Annotated in this window: 15 protein-coding genes and 1 pseudogene; 10 read left to right on the top strand and 6 right to left on the bottom strand. The window is 58.5% G+C overall.

Annotated elements, in window-relative coordinates:
* Positions 1 to 202: 202 nt before the first annotated feature.
* On the top strand, positions 203 to 1255 hold the full coding sequence (locus tag BLU63_RS26455) for a phosphotransferase (RefSeq protein WP_083376654.1): 1053 nt from the start codon (positions 203 to 205) through the stop codon (positions 1253 to 1255).
* Between the two features lie 20 nt (positions 1256 to 1275).
* Here BLU63_RS26455 and groL read toward each other — a convergent pair whose 3' ends face one another.
* Complete coding sequence (groL, locus tag BLU63_RS26450; protein ID WP_083376653.1) at positions 1276 to 2892, bottom strand: chaperonin GroEL; 1617 nt, start codon at positions 2890 to 2892, stop codon at positions 1276 to 1278.
* A gap of 318 nt (positions 2893 to 3210) precedes the next feature.
* On the opposite strand from groL, the gene BLU63_RS26445 reads away from it, so the two are divergent.
* The 3 genes and pseudogenes from BLU63_RS26445 to BLU63_RS26435 all read left to right on the top strand — a co-directional run.
* Positions 3211 to 3708 (top strand): BCAM0308 family protein, encoded by a 498-nt coding sequence (locus BLU63_RS26445; RefSeq protein ID WP_010460640.1) that lies wholly within the window; start codon positions 3211 to 3213, stop codon positions 3706 to 3708.
* An 88-nt stretch (positions 3709 to 3796) separates the two neighbouring features.
* Positions 3797 to 4030 (top strand): hypothetical protein, encoded by a 234-nt coding sequence (locus tag BLU63_RS26440; protein ID WP_083376652.1) that lies wholly within the window; start codon positions 3797 to 3799, stop codon positions 4028 to 4030.
* Between the two features lie 44 nt (positions 4031 to 4074).
* Positions 4075 to 4313: pseudogene (locus BLU63_RS26435) on the top strand (LEA type 2 family protein); the annotation flags it as partial.
* Positions 4314 to 4438: 125 nt separating this feature from the next.
* Here BLU63_RS26435 and BLU63_RS26430 read toward each other — a convergent pair.
* Positions 4439 to 5362, bottom strand: coding sequence for a carbon-nitrogen hydrolase family protein (locus BLU63_RS26430; RefSeq protein WP_083376651.1), 924 nt, complete (start codon positions 5360 to 5362; stop codon positions 4439 to 4441).
* Between the two features lie 85 nt (positions 5363 to 5447).
* On the opposite strand from BLU63_RS26430, the gene BLU63_RS26425 reads away from it, so the two are divergent.
* A complete protein-coding gene (locus BLU63_RS26425; protein WP_077747761.1) occupies positions 5448 to 6356 on the top strand; it encodes a LysR family transcriptional regulator in 909 nt (302 codons plus the stop codon).
* Between the two features lie 9 nt (positions 6357 to 6365).
* Here the strand turns inward: BLU63_RS26425 and BLU63_RS26420 are convergent, their stop codons facing one another.
* Positions 6366 to 6617, bottom strand: coding sequence for a hypothetical protein (locus BLU63_RS26420; RefSeq protein WP_010460650.1), 252 nt, complete (start codon positions 6615 to 6617; stop codon positions 6366 to 6368).
* 164 nt (positions 6618 to 6781) lie between these two features.
* On the opposite strand from BLU63_RS26420, the gene BLU63_RS26415 reads away from it, so the two are divergent.
* Positions 6782 to 7099, top strand: coding sequence for a DUF883 family protein (locus BLU63_RS26415; RefSeq protein WP_010460652.1), 318 nt, complete (start codon positions 6782 to 6784; stop codon positions 7097 to 7099).
* A gap of 95 nt (positions 7100 to 7194) precedes the next feature.
* Here the strand turns inward: BLU63_RS26415 and BLU63_RS26410 are convergent, their stop codons facing one another.
* The gene (locus BLU63_RS26410; RefSeq protein WP_083376650.1) at positions 7195 to 8235 is read right to left on the bottom strand and encodes an Ldh family oxidoreductase; all 1041 of its coding nucleotides are present in this window, start codon (positions 8233 to 8235) and stop codon (positions 7195 to 7197) included.
* Positions 8236 to 8462: 227 nt separating this feature from the next.
* Between BLU63_RS26410 and BLU63_RS26405 the strand changes: the two genes are divergently transcribed.
* Both BLU63_RS26405 and BLU63_RS26400 read left to right on the top strand, forming a co-directional pair.
* Complete coding sequence (locus BLU63_RS26405; protein WP_083376649.1) at positions 8463 to 13301, top strand: dermonecrotic toxin domain-containing protein; 4839 nt, start codon at positions 8463 to 8465, stop codon at positions 13299 to 13301.
* Between the two features lie 96 nt (positions 13302 to 13397).
* Positions 13398 to 14399, top strand: a complete 1002-nt coding sequence (locus tag BLU63_RS26400) for a FecR family protein (RefSeq protein ID WP_010460659.1) — start codon at positions 13398 to 13400, stop codon at positions 14397 to 14399.
* 54 nt (positions 14400 to 14453) lie between these two features.
* Here the strand turns inward: BLU63_RS26400 and pvdQ are convergent, their stop codons facing one another.
* Positions 14454 to 16799 carry a bifunctional acylase PvdQ gene (pvdQ, locus tag BLU63_RS26395; protein ID WP_083376648.1) on the bottom strand — a complete coding sequence of 782 codons (2346 nt, stop codon included), beginning with the start codon at positions 16797 to 16799 and terminating at the stop codon, positions 14454 to 14456.
* Between the two features lie 244 nt (positions 16800 to 17043).
* Between pvdQ and BLU63_RS26390 the strand changes: the two genes are divergently transcribed.
* Positions 17044 to 17415, top strand: a complete 372-nt coding sequence (locus BLU63_RS26390) for a hypothetical protein (RefSeq protein ID WP_010460662.1) — start codon at positions 17044 to 17046, stop codon at positions 17413 to 17415.
* Positions 17416 to 17434: 19 nt separating this feature from the next.
* On the opposite strand, the gene BLU63_RS26385 is transcribed toward BLU63_RS26390, so the two are convergent.
* Positions 17435 to 17623, bottom strand: a complete 189-nt coding sequence (locus BLU63_RS26385) for a hypothetical protein (protein WP_010460665.1) — start codon at positions 17621 to 17623, stop codon at positions 17435 to 17437.
* A gap of 157 nt (positions 17624 to 17780) precedes the next feature.
* On the opposite strand from BLU63_RS26385, the gene BLU63_RS33110 reads away from it, so the two are divergent.
* Positions 17781 to 17918 carry a hypothetical protein gene (locus BLU63_RS33110; RefSeq protein WP_010460667.1) on the top strand — a complete coding sequence of 46 codons (138 nt, stop codon included), beginning with the start codon at positions 17781 to 17783 and terminating at the stop codon, positions 17916 to 17918.
* Positions 17919 to 18115: the final 197 nt, after the last annotated feature.

The following is an 18115-nucleotide window of genomic DNA, read 5'->3' as shown; positions in this document are numbered from 1 at the left end:
TTGCGTCCACGCCGGACCAAGCACCAGCGCTGATTCAGGTTGCTCCGCCGGAAAGTGCCTGACGTTGATAAATATCAACTACCGACGTGAGCCCCCATAAGAGGAGCAGCCTTTCATTCCACCGTACTTGATCAATATCAATCGGAGCGGGCCTTCCCTTCTTCACACTGCCGAAAAGTCCGCAGACGACGTGGAGGCGAGAATGCACACCCCGCAAGACGAGGTCATAGCCTTTCTTTCCAGGCCGTCCAGCTATGGCACGTCAAACCAGCCCGTGGAGCGTATCGAGACCCATGGTTCGGTGATTTTTCTGCATGCCAACCGCGCCTACAAACTCAAACGCGCCGTGGCGTTTGCCGAGCTGGATTTCCTCAGCCTGGAAAGCCGCAAAAACGCCTGTGAGGCAGAGTTACTGCTCAATCGACGGACTGCGCCGACGCTGTATTTGAGCCTGTGTCCGATCAATCGCCAGGCGAATGGCCAGTTGGCGCTCAACGGTTGCGGACCAGCGGTTGACTGGCTCGTGGTGATGCGCCGCTTCGCTCAGGATCGGCTGTTTGACCGTATGGCCATTGAAGGACGTCTGACTGAACCGATGATGGAACAGTTGGGGGCTGAGATCGCCCGCTTTCATGCCAATGCACCCATCACTCCTTCTTACGGTCACATCCCGGACCTGTATGAAGAAATCGAGAAAAACCATCGGGAAATGTCTCGCTACCCACCCATCCTCGATTTCGCGACAGTCACCGCGATTGCTCATACCTCCCGGACCCTGTTGGAGTCGTTGACCGGCTGCCTCGAAGATCGCCGCCGTGAGGGCCGCGTTCGCCGTTGCCATGGTGATATGCGCTTGGCCAATATCTGCCTGCTCGACGGTCAGCCCACCCTCTTCGATGGCATCGAGTTCAGTGAGCGGCTTTCCTGCATCGATGTGCTCTACGACCTGGCTTTTGTGCTGATGGACCTGCAACACCATGGCCTGAACAGGTTAGGTGCTCGGCTGTTGTCCAGTTACCTCAACCACAGTGATGTGCAGGAAGACTGCAAACCCTTGGCGTTTTTCCTTTCTTTGCGGGCTGCCACGCGCAGCTTCTCCCTTGCGGGTGCAGCGCTACGTCATGCCGATCCGGCCAAGCGATACGAGAAAAAAGAAAAAGCTGTCCAGTTGATGCACCAGTCACTGAGTTACTTGCACGGCGAAAACCCGATTCTCAATCACCTGGCGATGTCTGAGGCGGCCTCCTATACATGACGTTACCCACGATGGGCGTTTCATTCAGGGAAAGGGGCCTGGGCTGGTGATTCCTTTTCCGGAATATCCGTCATGGTCGCCTCGGTCAGCAGCAAGATACTGGCGACTGAAACAGCATTTTCGAGGGCAATACGCACCACCTTGGTCGGGTCAATGATGCCGGCTTCGTACATGTCGACATAGCAATTGGCAGACGCATCGAAGCCAATGTTCCCAGGTTCCGCGAGCATGCGCGCAACCACGACGCCGGCATCCACTGCCGAATTTTCAGCGATGAGTCTGGCCGGAGCTTCCAGCGCCCGGCGAAGAATCTGCAAGCCGGTCCTGGCATCGCCCTCATATCGGGCCTCTTCGGCTGCGATAATCGGGACGGCCTTGAGCAACGCAAGACCACCCCCCGGCACAATGCCTTCGGCGATCGCCGCCCGGGTCGCTGAGATGGCATCATCCAGCGCATCCTTGCGCGCCTTCATTTCGGCTTCGGAAGGCGCCCCGACCCGGATCACCGCAACACCGCCAGACAGCCTTGCCAGTCGTTCCTGAAGCTTTTCACGGTCGTAATCGCTGGTGGTACTGTCTAGTTGCGCACGGATCTGCTGCAAACGCGCCTCGATGGCCTCGCGCGTACCGGCGCCCCCTATCAGCGCCGTGCTGTCTTTTTGCACCACGACTCGATGTGCACGTCCCAACTGGTTCAGTTCCACCTGTTCCAGAGTGACGCCCAGTTCGCTGGAAACCACCGTTGCCCCCGTCAGAACGGCCATGTCCTGCAACATTTCCTTGCGCCGATCACCAAAGCCCGGAGCCTTGATCGCCACCGCTCGCAGAACACCGCGTATCTGGTTGACGACTAGCGTGGTCAACGCCTCTCCCTCGATATCATCCGCGATCAAAACCAGTGGTTGCCCGCTTTTAGCCACGAGTTCAAGCAAGGGCAGCAAGTCTTTGAGTGCACCGATCTTATGGTCACAAAGCAGCAAGTAGGCGTCATCGAGTTCGACCTGCATCTTCTCGGCATCGGTCACGAAATAGGGTGAGACATAACCCCGGTCAAACCGCATGCCTTCCATGACTTCGACCACTGTTTCGGTGGTCTTGGATTCCTCGACACTGACGACGCCTTCAACGCCGACCTTTTCCAGGGCGTCTGCCACCAGCTGACCGATGACGGCATCGTTATGCGCCGACAGCGTGGCGACCTGGGCCTTTTCCTTGGGGGTGCTGACCGGACGTGACTGGGCGGCCAGGGATTCGACGACCAACGACAGCCCGCGATCCAGGCCGCGCTTGAGGTCGATTGCACTGGCACCCGCGACGACGTTACGGATGCCATCGGCCAGGATTGCATGGGCCAGCACCGTTGACGTACTGGTCCCGTCCCCTACCGCATCGCCTGTGCGTTCGGCCGCCTGACGCAGCATTTGCGCGCCCAGGTTTTCCTCGGGGTCGAGCAAGTCAATGCGTTTGGCGATCGTGACGCCATCATTGCAGACCGTTGGATTGCCCCATTTACTCTGGATCAGCACCGATTTTGATTTTGGCCCCAACGTCACTCGCACGGCGTCTGCCAACTGTGTGGCGCCACTCAGGATTTTCTCGCGGGCTGCAGCACGAAACACGATTTTAGTGTGAGCCATCAGGGTGTTCTCCTGGCCAGTTTTACAACAAGTGCGTTTTGGCAGCTTCTATGAACTGGCCCGGGCGACGTTGACTTTTATCAACAAACTCACAACGCCACCGCGCCCCAGACGGCCCAAACAATGCGCGCACCGTCGGGATGACCGACTGTCAGTTCACGTCCCGGAATTGACAAAGATCAATTCGCGCAGCAAGAAACAGAGTCCAAATGAAGGTGTGTGTTCAGCAGGCTGAAAGGAGAAGGGATCTGTTTTTCAGTCACGGTTTCACGGTTACAGGTGAGATCTTTTCCCATTTGATGCGCGAGGAGAAAAGCCATGGACAAGTTTCAGCAGAGTCAAAAAAGCAAGCTGTTCAAAACATCCACTCATGACCCCTATTGCTCGCAGCGGGTTGAAGGTTCAGCCATCTGCCCGCAGTGTGACGCGGTCTATCAAGCCGGGAACTGGACTTGGAAACACCCCGAAAACACGGTCATTCATGATGCGCAAACAGTGACGTGCCCAGCCTGCCGACGCATCGATGACAACATGCCAGCGGGGACGCTCACGTTATCGGGCAGCTTCTTGCTCAAGCATCGAAATGAAATCATCAACCTGATCAAAAACACCGAAAAAAAGGAAAAAGCCGAGCATGCCCTGGAGCGCATCATCGGCCTTACCGACTCAGCGGCTGCTCTAATCGTGACCACGACCGGCATCCATCTCGCGAATCGCCTGGGCCATGCACTGGAAGCCGCGTTCAAAGGGAACTCTGATTACCGGTACGGCGATGATAAGTATGGCTTGAGCGTCAACTGGACACGTGACGAATAGAACCGGGCGCGGTTGTCTCAATATGGAAAGTTGAGGGGGGATCAGGACACCGAGCTCACCTTCTTGTGCTTCCAGAAGGAGTACGACCATGGCCATCAATGAATCAGCCTCGCCGCATGCAACCAACCTTAAATCGATCAGCCATAGCAGGGCGTTGTTTTTTGAAGCCGACCGTTTGAACGATCAAGCCTACACATTGTTGAACGAGCCCGTTTCGGCGCAGACCATCCATAAATTTTCTGACGCGAAAAAACGGGCGGATGAAAAATACCGACAAGCCTGGCAGGAATGGTTGCATACCAGGGACAAGAACAACCGATGACAGCACGTGAATGCTGTTGGGTCAGCAGCGTGGCCAGCCATGGCATGGCGTCCGGCGTCAGCGATCAATCGGGCTCGATTGCACGCTTTTCCGAAACCGTGCTGAGCGTTTCGGCGTTCTCGGTGTTGCGCCAGACGTTGGGGCTGAGCCAGACGCAGACACTGAATAATCTTCCCTACGTGTTACGCGGCAAACTGGCGGGTTTGGAACGGTGCGCTTCGTCGACACCGGAAAACTGAGCTTGCCGGGGTCGACAGCCGGAACTCGGCCATACCGACAATGAATATCCCCTGTGAGAGCGAGCCTGCTCGCGAATGCGGAGTGTCAGTCAATACATGTGTTTTCTGACACACCGCATTCGCGAGCAGGTTCGCTCCTACAGGGATGATGCTGTTCAACCAGTGACGGTTATGTGGTGAAACGGACGCCGGGCCTGGCGCGCTCGTCGACGCTCAACTCGAACACATCCGGGCGCGCGTAGTGACCGACCACGTCGTAGTCATAACGCGCGCGGACCAGGTCGTCGGTGTCAATTTCAGCGGTGAGCAACCCGGCCCCGTCACGCAACGGCCCCGCCAGAATGTCGCCCATGGGCCCGACGATCACACTGCCGCCCGCAATCAGCGGCCGATCCGCCGGCCAGTTGGCAATCTCCACGCCCAGGGCTTGCGGTGAATCCTGAACCTGGCAAGCGCTGACCACAAAACAACGGCCTTCATGAGCGATGTGGCGCATGCTGACCTGCCACATCTCGCGCTCATCCACGGTCGGCGCGCACCAGACCTCGATGCCTTTGGCGTACATCGCGGTGCGCAGCAGCGGCATCATGTTTTCCCAGCACACCACCGCGCCGATTCGCCCGACCTGGCTGTCGATCACCGGCAACGTCGAGCCATCGCCCTTGCCCCAGATCAATCGCTCAATGCCCGTGGGCATCAGTTTGCGATGCTTGGCGACCAGGCCGGCCTGCGGATCGAAATACAGCGCCGTGCAATGCAACGTGCTCCCGGCGCGCTCGATCACGCCGATGACCAGGTTGGCCCCGGTGCGCGCCGACAACCCGGCCAGGGCGTCGGTTTCGACCCCGGGCACGTCGATGGCGTTGGCAAAATAGCGGGCAAACGCTTCGCGACCTTCCGGCAGTCGGTAGCCCAGCTGAGTGCCGAACGTCTCGCCTTTGGGATAACCCCCGAGCAACGCTTCGGGCATCACCACCAGCGCGGCGCCGGATTCGATAATCGCGTTTTCCCAGGCAAGAATCTGTTCCAGGGTCTCGGTCTTGCCGCCGGGCAAGGCGCCGATTTGTAACGCTGCGACAATGGATTTTGGCATGGCGATCTCTCCGAAAGCGTTGAGGTGTTGCCCATTCTCATGCGCCACGGGATCATGAATAAAGCCCGACTCACTGCTGAATGATATGAGCCAAATGAATATCGCCACTGTTGACCTCAATCTGCTCAAAGTTTTCGAAGCGCTGCATGAAGAGTCCAGCGCCAGCCGTGCGGCGTTGCGCCTGGGCGTGACGCAATCGGCCGTCAGCGCGGCGTTGCGGCGACTGCGCGAGCTGTATGGCGATCAATTGTTCGTGCGCACCGGCCGTGGCCTGGCACCGACGCTCAAGGCCAATCAGTTAAAACCGGTGGTGAGCGATGCGCTGAACAAATGCCGTCAGAGCCTGGCAATGGTCGATCCGGCGGCCAATCATTACGACGGGCGCTCGGTCACGGTGGGGTTATCGGATGATTTCGAGGTGGCCTACGGCCGGCGATTGATCGAGGCCATTGCGCGCAGCGCGCCGAAGTTGCGCCTGATCTTTCGGCAAACCCACAGCCAGATCGTCGCCCAGGCATTGATGGAACGCAGCATTGATCTGGCGATCACCGCGGGCGGGTTCAGCGAGCGGTTGCTCAGTCGTCAGGTGCTGGGTGAAGGCAGTTATTCGTGCCTGGTGGATCCGCTCAGCCTGGCCCCGGGGCAACAGACTCTCACGCTTGAGGAGTTCGTCGCCCGCGAGCACATTCTGGTGTCGTCCGGCGGCTTTATCGGGATCACCGATGAGGGGTTGGCGGCGCTGGGGCTGAGTCGGCGGGTATGCGCCTCGACCACCCACTTTGCGGCGTTGCCACACTTGCTCAAGGGCAGTCAGGCGGTGGCGACCATTCCGGCCCACGCCGCTCAAAGCATCGCGACGCTCTGCGGTCTGGCGCTGCTGCCCTGCCCTTTGGCGTTACCGCGCTACCCGATCGAACTGGGCTGGCGCACCAGCACGCAGCTCGATCCGGTGGTGTTGAAAGTGCGCGAGGCCATTGTCGCGAGTTTTGCGTGAAGGCAGGCCTTACTTGGCGGCCATCAAGCGATTCACTTCACTGCGCACCATATTGGCGAATTCCGGGGGCGACATGGCATCAAGTTCGGCGCGAACCCATTCAGCCCATTTGCCTTTGCGCTTGGCGCGTTCGCCAAACAACCGCGCGGCCTCGCCCTTGGATTTGCCAAGGTTGCTTTGCCAGAGGTCGAACAGACGGGATTTCTCATCTTCAAGCGCTGCGCGCTCAGCCAGGGGTTTGTCGGCCAGATTGAAGCTCATGGGAGTTACCTGCTGCGTAAAATAGGCGACATCTTACACTGTAGGACGAAATATCCGACTCGGGATTTTTCCTTGGCGTACAGTCAATACGCAAAGTCGCTGCAACTTTTTCAGTTGCCGCAGACTCCATTGTTCACTGCCCATTTACCTGCAAGGAGTACCCAATGGCCCGGAAAACCGCCGCACAAACCGCCGAAGACCAGATCAAGGATCAGGCATTCAGCGAACTTCAGGCACTGATCGAAGAATCGGAAAAACTGCTCAAAAGCAGCGCTTCTCTGGTGGGTGAGGAAGCCGAGACCCTTCGCGGGCAAATCTCTCAGAAACTCCAGCAGGCCCGGGATTCGGTCACCAGTGTTCGTGACCGCACCAAACCGGTGGTCGACGCGACAGAGACCTACATCGGTGGCCATCCATGGCAAACCGTGGCCATCTCCGCCGGGTTCGGCCTGGTGGTCGGGTTGCTGCTGGGCCGCCGTTAAACAGAAACACATCGAACCTGTAGGGGCCAGGCTTGCTGGCGAAGGCGATTTCAAATGCGCCTTCGCCGGCAAGCCTGGCTTCTACAAAAAACGTTTCAGAGCCCTGCCAGTTCTCGCAGGTTAGCCAACGTCTGAGCGTTCAGCTGAATGCCTTGAGCGTTGGACTGAGCTCGCTGGTGGTGACGTCGATCACCCGGCAGGCGCTTGAGCCCTACGCTGTGCATCTGACGCACCAGTTCCTGGCTGCGTTCGGCGAAATTCTGCCCGGCGGCCTTGCTCGGATCGATCACGATCAGCAGTTGGCCGGTCCATGGCGTTTTGGCTCCCGGATGGTTCTTCCAGTCGAACTCGAAGGAGAAATTGCCGCCGGTCAGGGCCGCCGCCAACAATTCGACCATCATCGACAGCGCTGAACCCTTGTGCCCACCAAACGGCAGCAGCGCGCCCCCCTCCAGAATCGCCTTCGGATCCTCAGTCGGCTGGCCAAGGCTGTCCACGCCCATGCCTGCCGGCAAGCGTTCACCTTTTTGCGCGGCAATCTGCACATCGCCATGGGCGATGGCGCTGGTGGCCAGGTCAAAGACAATCGGCTCACCGTCAGCCCGGGGTGCGGCGAAGGCGATCGGGTTGGTGCCGAACAGCGGCCGGTCGGCGCCGTGGGGCACCACGCACGTCATGCTGTTCACTACGCTCAGCGCCACCAGCCCTTCATAGGCAAACGGCTCGACATCCGGCCACAGTGCCGCGAAATGATGGGAGTTGCGGATCGCCAACACCGCAATCCCGGCGCTGCGGGCCTTTTCCACCAGCAGAGCCCGGGCGGCCGCCAGCGCGGGTTGGGCAAAACCGTTAGCCGCGTCGACCCGGACAAACCCCGAGGCGACGTCCTCGACCACGGGCACGGCCTGGCCGTTGACCCAGCCGCTCTTGAGTGTCGAGACATAACCTGGAATACGAAACACGCCATGGCTGTGGGCGCCATCGCGTTCAGCGCCGGCGCAGTTCAACGCCAGGGTCTTGGCGACATCGGCGGAGGTGCCATGGCGCAGGAAAATTTGCTCAAGCAATACAACAAGCGCGTCGAAATCGAGCGATGGGGTGGTCGAACTGACGGCCACTTCGGGCGTTGCGGTCATCTGAAGCTCCAGTTTTATTATTGAATACGGGCACCAGGGGAAACGAGGTTGCTCGGCAACCAACAGCAGACGTCGATTAAGCGCTGTTGTACCGGCGTCCTGTCAAGTCTCGAGCACCTGATCGGCTCAAGCAATATGTACCGCACCGAAGCACTCCGCTGACCTTAATGTTTTTCCTCAACCAATAGCCTGCGATGGCCACTGATCGCAGCCAATGAGGAACATCCATGACCACCCCCGCTGAGCCCTATTTTTTCGACGAGGCTGAACGCGCAGCCAATGCCAGACAACCCGGTGAACGCGAAAACACGCTGAACTTCACCCTCGACGACCTGAAATGGCTGAAGCACGTGTATTTGGCCACCCACGCTGCTCGCGTCGCGCAAAAAGAGCCCATGCAGGCCTGCCAACTGTTGTTGAAAGTAACCGGCAAAACAGACATTCCATTGGCCGGAGCCTTTGCCCTGAGCCGGCCCGAAAATGGAGAGGTCATCCTTTACACACCGTGGAAAGGCTTGATCAAGTTTGCCGATATGGCCGACCTCAAAAGCAAACTCAAGGAATGGCTGACGCAGGCCACAGGCAAACGCGAGCTGTTGCGCTTTCTCTCCATCGAACAACGCAGCGCTTTACCCGCCGCCACCGTTCCCGACATTGCCACGAAAGACATCGAAGACGCGGTGTTCCAGGATCAGCAACTGACCCTCGATCACAATCAGGAACAGAACATCAAAGCGATGAAGGCTGAGCTGCTGAAGACGCCAACCCTGCAATCGATGCTCGATGACACCCTCAAGCACGCGTTGCACAAGGCATTTCCCGCGCTGGACCAGCGTCTGACCCGGCTCAAGAGCTTCGTGAAGACCGTTTCAGCCTTCGACGGCAACGAAGACCTGCACACAATTTCCTCGATCCCTTTGAGCGATGCACTTCTGCACTTCTATCTGACCAACCAGTGGCCCACCGGCGATTCAAGAGTCTTCGCCAATCCCGAGCACAGCGTCAGCAACGACGCGGATAACCTGACGTGGGAAAGCGCGGTGAAAGAAATCGCGCAGAGCTTCACGCCGCACTTGCACAGCCTGCTCGCCTTGTTCTGGAACACATCCATGAGCACAGGCCTTTCACGCTTGGCGTTTTTCACCGAGGGCCTGCGTGACACCTTTCACCTGAAACTGCTGCACCAGCGCCAGAACGGTGGTTTGACCACGCAGGAATACCTGCGACTGATGAACGTCAGCCTTCCGCCTGACGCGCACGACCCTCTTCGCATCGAGAAAATACGAGTGACCGCACCCTTCAGGCATTTTGCGGAGCTGGCCTCGACCTTGATGATCGGAGGCACCAACACCCTGGGTTTTCTGTACTCCCCTTCCCGAGGCATCGAAGCGACGAACAATCTGCCGGCAGTCAAAAACATCGTGCTGGAGATGATGAAAACCGAAGGGCATGAAGACACCTTGCTCAACTTCATGTCGCTGGACGAACGCGCCACCTTTCTTGCTTTGGAGCCGGTTGAGCGTGTGGTTGAGGGCAAACCGATCGTTGGTCCGGTGTTCAATCACTTGATGGCCGACATCCTCGGCAAGCAACGGGACAACCTGTCTCATGCGCTGAGCCGCTTGCGCGAAAGTGAAGGTACGCTCGACCCCCATGCCTTGCTCGACAGCGCACTGGATGTCCGGGGGTTGATCGATGACCGTCTGCTGGCCTCCGACCCTTCAGGACGCTGGAGTACACGCGTGGATCGGCGCCTTGGCGCGCAACCGGCCACCGTCCGCGCCGAGTCGGCCAGGGAGGAGTTGTCGCGGCTCGATTCCGTCGAACAGGCGCTCGATCAACTTCTGGATAAACACCCGGCTATCTCCACGGCAACCCGCTCGATCACTGACGCTGAGCGCGTCCTGAGTGACTCCGTGGCCAGCTTGCAATCGACGTTTTCTCATACGTTGTCAACGGCTTTGCGCAGTGAACTGAAGCTGCGTGCCGTCACCCGCACCTTGAGTACAACGGAGCAGGCAATCATCAAAACCGTGCTCGACAGCCCGATACACCTGCAGCGAGCGGCATTGAACGGCTTTCTGCCGGACGTGTTTTCCCTGGCGCTCAAGGCCGGCGATGCAGCGGATCCGTTGAAGCTGGCCAGCTGTTTTGTCCTGACTGAACGAGGCGGCCAGGATCCGGTGCATTCGGGCAAGGCGATTGTGTGGACACCTGCGTTGGGGTTTGAAGCGTTCAAAGGGCTGACGCCGTTGCTGACCGAACTCGGTCGACGCCTCGCCGACGTCAACCATCGCTCAATGCTGCTGGAGAACCTTGGTCGCAGCGAGCGTTTGCCTGGCCGGACTTACACGTTGGCGCCTCTGCAGCGGGTCTATGGGCATTTTCTTGATTACCTGCAAAAACCTTATGTGCACCTCGATGAGCCGTGCCTGACCGATGCGCTGGCAACAAAGCTCTCCGCGACGCCACTGACCCATCTCCTGGATCTTGTCTCGCTGCGTAAACCGATGACAGGGCTTGACCGTCCGATGGACATTGCACAATCCCTGACCACCCGGCAAAAACTGCCGGCATGGCTGGCCCAGGCATCCGTCAAAGAGCTGATTGTGCATGCCGAGCTGCTTCAGCAATACGTCGATAATGTGAAAGACGACCAGGATTACCTGACCGGCCTGCGGTCACTGCAACGCACGGCGCACCATGGCCTTGAGAAACAACTCAAGGCGGACGGCTTCAACATCGACCCTGACACTGTCCGGGTGCAAATCAACGCCCGCCCGACATCGACGGCCCACACCCAAACCCTGACCGACTTTGCCTTGACTCATCTCAAGTCGCTGGACCCACTCCATTTCAAACTGGTATCGCTTGATAGCACCGTGATTCCCGAGGGGATGAACGAGCGCTACATCAAAGAGCTGATCCGCAACCTGAAACCGGGCGACCATCAACAGAAAATAGTGAACGACGCCCTGGCCGACACCCCGGCAAACGCAGAGCGCCGCAAGCGCTTCTACACACAATTGCCCTGGCAATTAATGCATTACGCCCACGCGGAAAAACTTCAGGAGCGCCTGAGCGAGACCGGGTTTGATCTGATCCGGCAAGTCATGGACATGCCCGACGCCCTCGCCCGCGCGGCGGTCGACGGTGCCCACGCAATCATCCGTCCGCTTGAGTTCCTGGGTATCAGGCAGGCCCAATCGATCAAAGTGCCCGGTGTCTATCTGATCGGCTCGACGGCGGATCGCACTGGAGCGCAGGTGCTGATTGCGCCTCACAGCCCTGGGCACGGGATGAAAGAATATGAAAACGAAGCCCAGCTGCTGACAGAACTGAAGACCCGCGGACCGCTGCTCGACTGGCTACTCCTGAATCTGCAGAACCCTGACCGGACGCTGCTGGAAACCCGGATGGCGACCCCCCATCACCGCGTTGCCAGAGCCACGTCGTCGAACATCACCACGCTGGCTTCCCAACCGATCAAGGGGAACCTGTTCAAACACCTGCTCAATGACAACGTCGCCTTGTTGGGCCGATTGCTCGGTTGCCAGTCCGATGAGCGAAAACAAGGCGAATGGGCAACCATCAAGCATGTACTGGGCGAAGACCTGCACGAGGCCTATACATTTTTCATGGGCAAGCTCGCCTACCCGGAGACGGTGTGGCGCAGTTACCGCGACATCAAGCAATCTGCCGAAGACCTGCAAACCCATCGGTGGGGAGCCGCCGTAAAAGCGTTCATCAGCGGCGTGGCCGAACTTTCCACGCTGCGCCAGACACTGGGGGATTCAACGCTGCGGTCGTCGACACCGGCCCTACCGGCACCGGAAAAACCCGATACCCGGCTCAAATGGCAGGACATCGATGTCACGGGCCCCGAACGCACGAAACTCGCGCGCCACGAAAGCATGAACGTTGATCTGGGTTCGCTGACTTCAGACGCCACGCTTGGGCTCTACACCCACCCAACGACAAAACAACACTACGGGCCGGTTGAAGGAAAGGTGTATCCGGTCATCAAGCGCGGCAGCCGATGGCGCATCGGCGACACACGCGAGCTGGGCCCTCATCTGCGCCAGAACGAATCGAAGCAATGGTTGCTTGATGGACGAGAGTCGGCGCCTCGCTTCAGTCTGTTCGGACGCCTGGAGACTGCGAGATCGGTGTTTGATGGCATGAACGTCGATGCCTCGGGCATGTCCCGTATCCGACGATTGTTTCCACAGAAGGCCCGTCAGATTGACGAAGCGCTGGACCTGGCAACGACCTACGCCTGGAACAGCTACCGAAACCTGCAACAACTCAAATCCTCCGACGAGACCGTCACGCCCGTGCATCAGCTCATCATGGATTTCCTCGGTGTGCAGCATGTGCTGCCCGCACATGTCGAGCAGCTTGAAAAAGTCATTGGCGACGTTTTCGCAGCGTTGCTGGAGCCGTCACTGAGAAAACCGAAGTCCAGTCGTTTTGCCGTCGGCAGGCTGACCGAAGACGCCCAAAACACGTTTGCCTTCATTGTCGCCAAAGACAAAAACCGCAGAATTCACCTTGCAGAAAGATTCTTCGACCTTAGATTCGATCACTACCGTCAACACCTGACCGACGCGGCCTTCCCGATCGACACCCATGCACGGGCGGTGACGTTGATACATGAGTTGTCGCACATGGCCTGTCAAACCGAGGACATTTCCTATCTCGATCCCGGCAGGCCGTTCACCGACCTGATTGGAACAGCCACCCCGCTGGCCACAGAGCTCAAACGTGCGTTGACCCACGTGCAGAAAACGGCGCTTTCGATCCAGACCCCTTATACCCGGCTGTTCATGACCCAAGATCCTGATACCGGTGTGTGGGAAGATCTGGGCAGTAACTCCGACAAGGAATCCGATCGGGTGAAGGACCATATCCTGGCGTTGACTGGCGCAGAAAACCTCAGCGGAGCCCGCGAAACGTTCAAGAAAAACCCGCTGGTCAGGCTGACCGTACAGTTGGGCAACGCCGACAGTGTGGCCTGGCTGGTCAGTCATCTGGGCCGTGAACTGCACGTCAGTACGCCCTGATGTCAAAAATAATTCTCATTTGATGGTTAATTGCCATGACGGCTGTTCTCGCAGACTTCCCCTCAAGGTTAGAATGCACGAAATCAGGATGAGTCAATGACCGACAATTCTCTCTCGCAAGCCGAATATGACGCCATCACCGATGCCGCTGCGCACTGGTGCATGCGTCTGCACGCCGTCGACTGCACCGCCGAAGAGCGGATCGCCTTCGAACATTGGCGTGATGTTCATCCGCTGCATGCGTTCGAGTACGAAGCCATGCTCGAGATCTGGGAAGTCGCGGGGGATTTGCCGCGTCCCGAAGCCGTTACATCGGTAGCTCGCTTCAAACAGGCCGCTCCTTGGCGCACGGTCGGCATCGCCGCCGCCGTGTGCGCCTTGGCGTTGCCGCTGGCGGCGTACAGCGGCTGGAACATGGGCTGGCTACCGAATTCGTATCAGCATTTCGAAGCGAGTGACACGGTCCGTCAGGTCACCCTGAGCGATGGCAGCCAGGTGGAGCTGAACCTCGGCAGCGAACTGATCTTCAGCAACTACAAGGATCAGCGCCGGGTCACGCTGGAAAAAGGCGAGGCCTTCTTCAGCGTCAGCCACGATCTGGCTCACCCTTTTGTTGTCAGGGCAGCGGACGGCAGGATTCGCGTCACCGGGACCAAGTTCAACGTCTGGATGTACGAGGATCAGGTACGCGTGAACCTGATTGAAGGCTCGGTGCTGGTGAGCAGCAACGATGACCTTCCGGGGGATGGCTTGCGCCTGGGGCCGGCGATGCAGGCGCGTTATAAACACGGCGACTTCACGCCGCAGATCAATCAGACCTACCCCAACGACAATTCCCTGGCGTGGCGCAGTGGCAAACTGGTGATCGATGATCTGGCGCTGAACGATGCCCTGCCGTTGATCAACCGTTACCTGAGCAAACCGGTCATGGTCGCTGACCACAGCACCGGCACGATTCGCCTGGGTGGCATCTACAACATCAAGGAATTGAACAACCTGGTGGCGTCCCTGCCCAAGGTGCTGCCGGTCTACCTGACCCGTAACAAGGAAGGTAATCCGGTACTCAATTCGATCCCGCAACAAACCCCTAAAAGCTGAAAAGGCCGCAACCCTCAAGGGGGTGTGGCCTTTTTTACTGCTTGAATCGCCCTCTTACTGAGCGGCGACCTTCCCGGCTTTTTCATCCTGCTCGCGGATCGTCTGCGCCTGATACTGCGGATCTGAGGTTATCTGCTGCTCGGTAAACGGCAGCGGGCTCAACTGCTTCTTCGAAAAGGCAACGGTCTGATCCCGTGAGTACTTCGACGTCGGGTCGCTGGACAACGAGAAAGCCAGCAGGCCTTGGGCGTGCGGCCCCTTGTCATCAAAGGTCACCACTTGCAAATAGCTGGTGCCGCTGATGACTTCAAGTTTGCCGTCGGTTCTCGGAACACTCTGGATGGCGTTGTACACGCCAAGCGTGCCTGGGCCGCCGTGGATCGGCGTCTGTTGCCCACCGCTGCTGACCACCTGAATATCACCCCAACGGCTGTCATCCTTGAGCCCCAGTTTTTCCACCTGTTCCACCGACGCCAGCATCGCCTCGCGAATCGCCTGGGTGACCTGCGAATTATCGAGCGCCAGGCCACGGGGCGTGTGCTGCGGATCTTTCGGGTCGAACGCCACTCGCCAGATATCCGGGACTTGCTGCAACGGTTCCATGACATTCTGGAAGTGTACAAAGCCGAGTCCGCTGTCCAGATTCGCACTGCGGTCCCAGGTCTTCAGGCTCGCGCACATCGGAGCGAGCGTTGCTGCATCGGCACCCAGATCGTTGGCGCAAAATTGCAGCAGGTCCGGCATCACTTGCCCGGCCTGGTACACCTGATCGTCCATCACCATCCGTTGCAGATCCGCCGCCGAGACCGGACCGGCCTTGCTCAGCGTGCTCAACCGGTCCAGAGCGAACCGCGAGCGCAGCCCCAGCGGCTGGCCTTCCTGACTGATCAGGGGCGAGAAACCGGTGAGCGGTTGCGCCGGGTTGGCCATCCACGCCGAATCGTTGGAGTGTTGGACGTAGTCCCTGCGTTGCAGTTGCGGCAACTTGTCCGCCGCATAAATGCCTTTTTGCGCGGCGTTCGGGTCGATGTCCCAGGCACAGGCGCTGTTTGAACCATCGAGCACGATCAACTGCAACCCGACGCGCGGGTCGCTGCACTTGGCGAGTTTGTCGGCACTGACGTTCGGCACCACCGACAGGTTCATGTACAGCGTCTGCCCCTGATCATCCACCGCCAGGGTATTGACCCACGGGATACCCTGAATCTTGTGGACCGAGGTCTGTAGATCCTTGAGGCTGGAGGCCTGGTTCATGGCGTACCACTGCTGCAACACCCGGTCGTTTTCCAGGTTGGCATCGCGCAGGCTGTAGGCGTACTGATTGTCCCAGTCGAGTTTTCCGGGCCACTGCACGATCGGACCGAACTGCGAGCTGTAGACCACATGGGACACCGCTTTGGTCTGGCCGTCGGGCTGTTTCACGTTCACCGTCACGGTCTGCTTGTTCATCGGCAGTGACTGGCCGTCGAGCAGATAACGGGTCGAATCCTTGGGATCAAGTTGCAGGCGATACAGGGTGAAGTGCTTGGACGTGTCCACCGTATGGGTCCACGCCAGGTGTTGGTTGAAACCGATATTGATCATCGGCAACCCCGGCAACGCCGCGCCCATCACGTCCAGCTTGCCGGGAATGGTCAGGTGCATCTGGTAGAAGCGCATCCCGCCAATCCACGGGAAATGCGGGTTGGCCAGCAACATCCCACGGCCGTTGAACGAACGTTCGCTGCCGACCGCCACCGCGTTGCTGCCGCGATCCAGCGCGAACCGCTGCATGCGCGTGGCCGCCAGCTGAAATGACGACCCTTCGCCCGCGGCCTGAGCAACGGCCTTGGGTGGCGTCGCCCCCGCCAACGCTTCGGCGAACTGCCCTGCTCCACCTTCGACCAACAGGCGGCGGGTCAACTTGACCAGGTCCTGCGAGGTGATGTCGCGCACCCATTCGCCCTGGCACTGCTGCGGCAAACCCTGTGCACGACGCTCGGTCAGCGAGCGGTTGTATCCGGCCACATAACCGTCGACCAGATCACGCACTGCCTGAGTTTGCGCCTTCCAGAACCCGGCGACGGCTTCTGGGGTATTGAGCCAGGTGAAGAACAGGTCGCTGACCTGGTTCTCGCGCTCCTCGACCGTCAGCTGATCCGGGCCGAAATAGCGTGAGCGCTCGCCATTGACGGTGACAATCTCATTGGCCAGCAAGCACAGGTTGTCCTGCGCATAGGCGTAACCGATGCCATAACCGAGTCCACGCTCGTTCTCGGCGCGAATATGCGGCACACCAAAACTGGTGCGGCGAATGTCGGCGCTGGCCTGCTCCGGCGCATTGCGTGCATTTGCCGCAAGACTCAGCCCTACCAACATGCCCGCAAGGCTCAACCTGGTAAATTGCCTGGAAATAATCACGCTCGCTCCTGATCGAAAAGACAAACACCCTGCGTCAAACACGCATCGCGCCTTCCCCTAGGAACGAAACCCACGGCAAAAATTTAGGCCCTGAAAGGCGCTTTAACCAGCCTGCTCACAGGACGCTGACGTGACGGTGACGAATTTTCTACATTCGATCCTTCATTATTTGCCGTGCTCATACGTCTTATTGAATGAGAGCACCCATCACATTTCCTGGCCGGCTCGGAAAAGGAGTTTTTGCATGTACAACTCGCAACTGCCAACGGACGGTAGTCACGCGCCCAAGCGTTCAGCCATGGACTCCGGGGTCTTCAGTCAACGAGGCGAGCGTAATGGTAACGAGCGGATCAGATTGCTGCTCAAAAGCTTCGGCCTGCGAACCAGCCTGATTCGCCTCAAGGTCATCGACGCCTTGCTGACCGCCGCCGAAAGCGAGCGCAGCCTGGGCGTGCGAGGCGTGCACGGCCATTTGCTGGACCTGGATATTCCCCTGTCCTTTCTGAGTGTGCGAGAAGTGTTGAAACGCTTGTGCAGCGAAGGCGTGATCACCCTCAATGCCGACAAAAGCTACAGCCTGCATCCGCACGCTGTAGCCATGCTCCATCGCGACTGATCAGGTCAAGGTGCGTCGCTCAAGGCTTGACCTTGCGACGCATCACACCATTGACCACCACCACGATCACCGCGACGCCGATGGCGATGTACTGAAACAGCTTCTCGCTGATGACGCCTGCGTTTTGCAGATACGAAAGGCCGAACATGATCCCCAACACCACCAGGGAGATCAGAATCGAGTATTTCAAACGTTGCGACTGAGTCATTGCGAATTCCTGAACCTGAAAAATGTGTCCGGTTTGTATCCGAAAGCATGCCAAGCCCCTACCTTTGTGCAGGAATGGGACGCTGCAAACGGGGTCTCATGTTACAGCCGATGAAGAGATTTGGCTTTATTACGGCGATAACCATGAGGATTTTCAAATGTTCCGTCGAATCACACGGCTGATTCCCCTGCTCGCGCTGCTGATGCTGAGCGGCTGCATCGTTTTCCCCCACGGTGGCCGGCACGGCGACCACCATTACGATCGCGGTGGACCGGGTTATTACCAGCATCGATAACGTATGACGCGTAAGTAATTGAACATCCGCTTGTAAGAAAAGCGGATATCCCGTGATTGCTGAACCAATGCCCGCCCCGTTGCGGGCATTTTTCGTACATACACTTTCCCTTCTTTTTTTACTGCCCTCCCCCCATCGAAACCTGGCGAAAACTATTGAAGCTTTCAGTCTTAATAGTCCGTTTGAGGTATTCATAC

It is taken from the genome of Pseudomonas mandelii, assembly GCF_900106065.1.
GTDB classification, from domain to species: Bacteria; Pseudomonadota; Gammaproteobacteria; order Pseudomonadales; family Pseudomonadaceae; genus Aquipseudomonas; species Aquipseudomonas mandelii.
The sequence above is the reverse complement of the archived record's forward strand: the minus strand, read 5'-3'. Positions and strand labels throughout refer to the sequence as shown.

What these genes read in the sequence shown, in the direction of transcription:
- BLU63_RS26410 (WP_083376650.1), bottom strand. Translation starts at nt 8,235, where the DNA reads ATGACCGCAACGCCCGAAGTGGCCGTCAGTTCGACCACCCCATCGCTC.
- BLU63_RS26405 (WP_083376649.1), top strand. Translation starts at nt 8,463, where the DNA reads ATGACCACCCCCGCTGAGCCCTATTTTTTCGACGAGGCTGAACGCGCA.
- BLU63_RS26440 (WP_083376652.1), top strand. Translation starts at nt 3,797, where the DNA reads ATGGCCATCAATGAATCAGCCTCGCCGCATGCAACCAACCTTAAATCG.
- groL (WP_083376653.1), bottom strand. Translation starts at nt 2,892, where the DNA reads ATGGCTCACACTAAAATCGTGTTTCGTGCTGCAGCCCGCGAGAAAATC.
- BLU63_RS33110 (WP_010460667.1), top strand. Translation starts at nt 17,781, where the DNA reads ATGTTCCGTCGAATCACACGGCTGATTCCCCTGCTCGCGCTGCTGATG.
- BLU63_RS26385 (WP_010460665.1), bottom strand. Translation starts at nt 17,623, where the DNA reads ATGACTCAGTCGCAACGTTTGAAATACTCGATTCTGATCTCCCTGGTG.
- BLU63_RS26455 (WP_083376654.1), top strand. Translation starts at nt 203, where the DNA reads ATGCACACCCCGCAAGACGAGGTCATAGCCTTTCTTTCCAGGCCGTCC.
- BLU63_RS26400 (WP_010460659.1), top strand. Translation starts at nt 13,398, where the DNA reads ATGACCGACAATTCTCTCTCGCAAGCCGAATATGACGCCATCACCGAT.
- BLU63_RS26415 (WP_010460652.1), top strand. Translation starts at nt 6,782, where the DNA reads ATGGCCCGGAAAACCGCCGCACAAACCGCCGAAGACCAGATCAAGGAT.
- BLU63_RS26390 (WP_010460662.1), top strand. Translation starts at nt 17,044, where the DNA reads ATGTACAACTCGCAACTGCCAACGGACGGTAGTCACGCGCCCAAGCGT.
- BLU63_RS26420 (WP_010460650.1), bottom strand. Translation starts at nt 6,617, where the DNA reads ATGAGCTTCAATCTGGCCGACAAACCCCTGGCTGAGCGCGCAGCGCTT.
- BLU63_RS26430 (WP_083376651.1), bottom strand. Translation starts at nt 5,362, where the DNA reads ATGCCAAAATCCATTGTCGCAGCGTTACAAATCGGCGCCTTGCCCGGC.
- BLU63_RS26445 (WP_010460640.1), top strand. Translation starts at nt 3,211, where the DNA reads ATGGACAAGTTTCAGCAGAGTCAAAAAAGCAAGCTGTTCAAAACATCC.
- BLU63_RS26425 (WP_077747761.1), top strand. Translation starts at nt 5,448, where the DNA reads ATGAGCCAAATGAATATCGCCACTGTTGACCTCAATCTGCTCAAAGTT.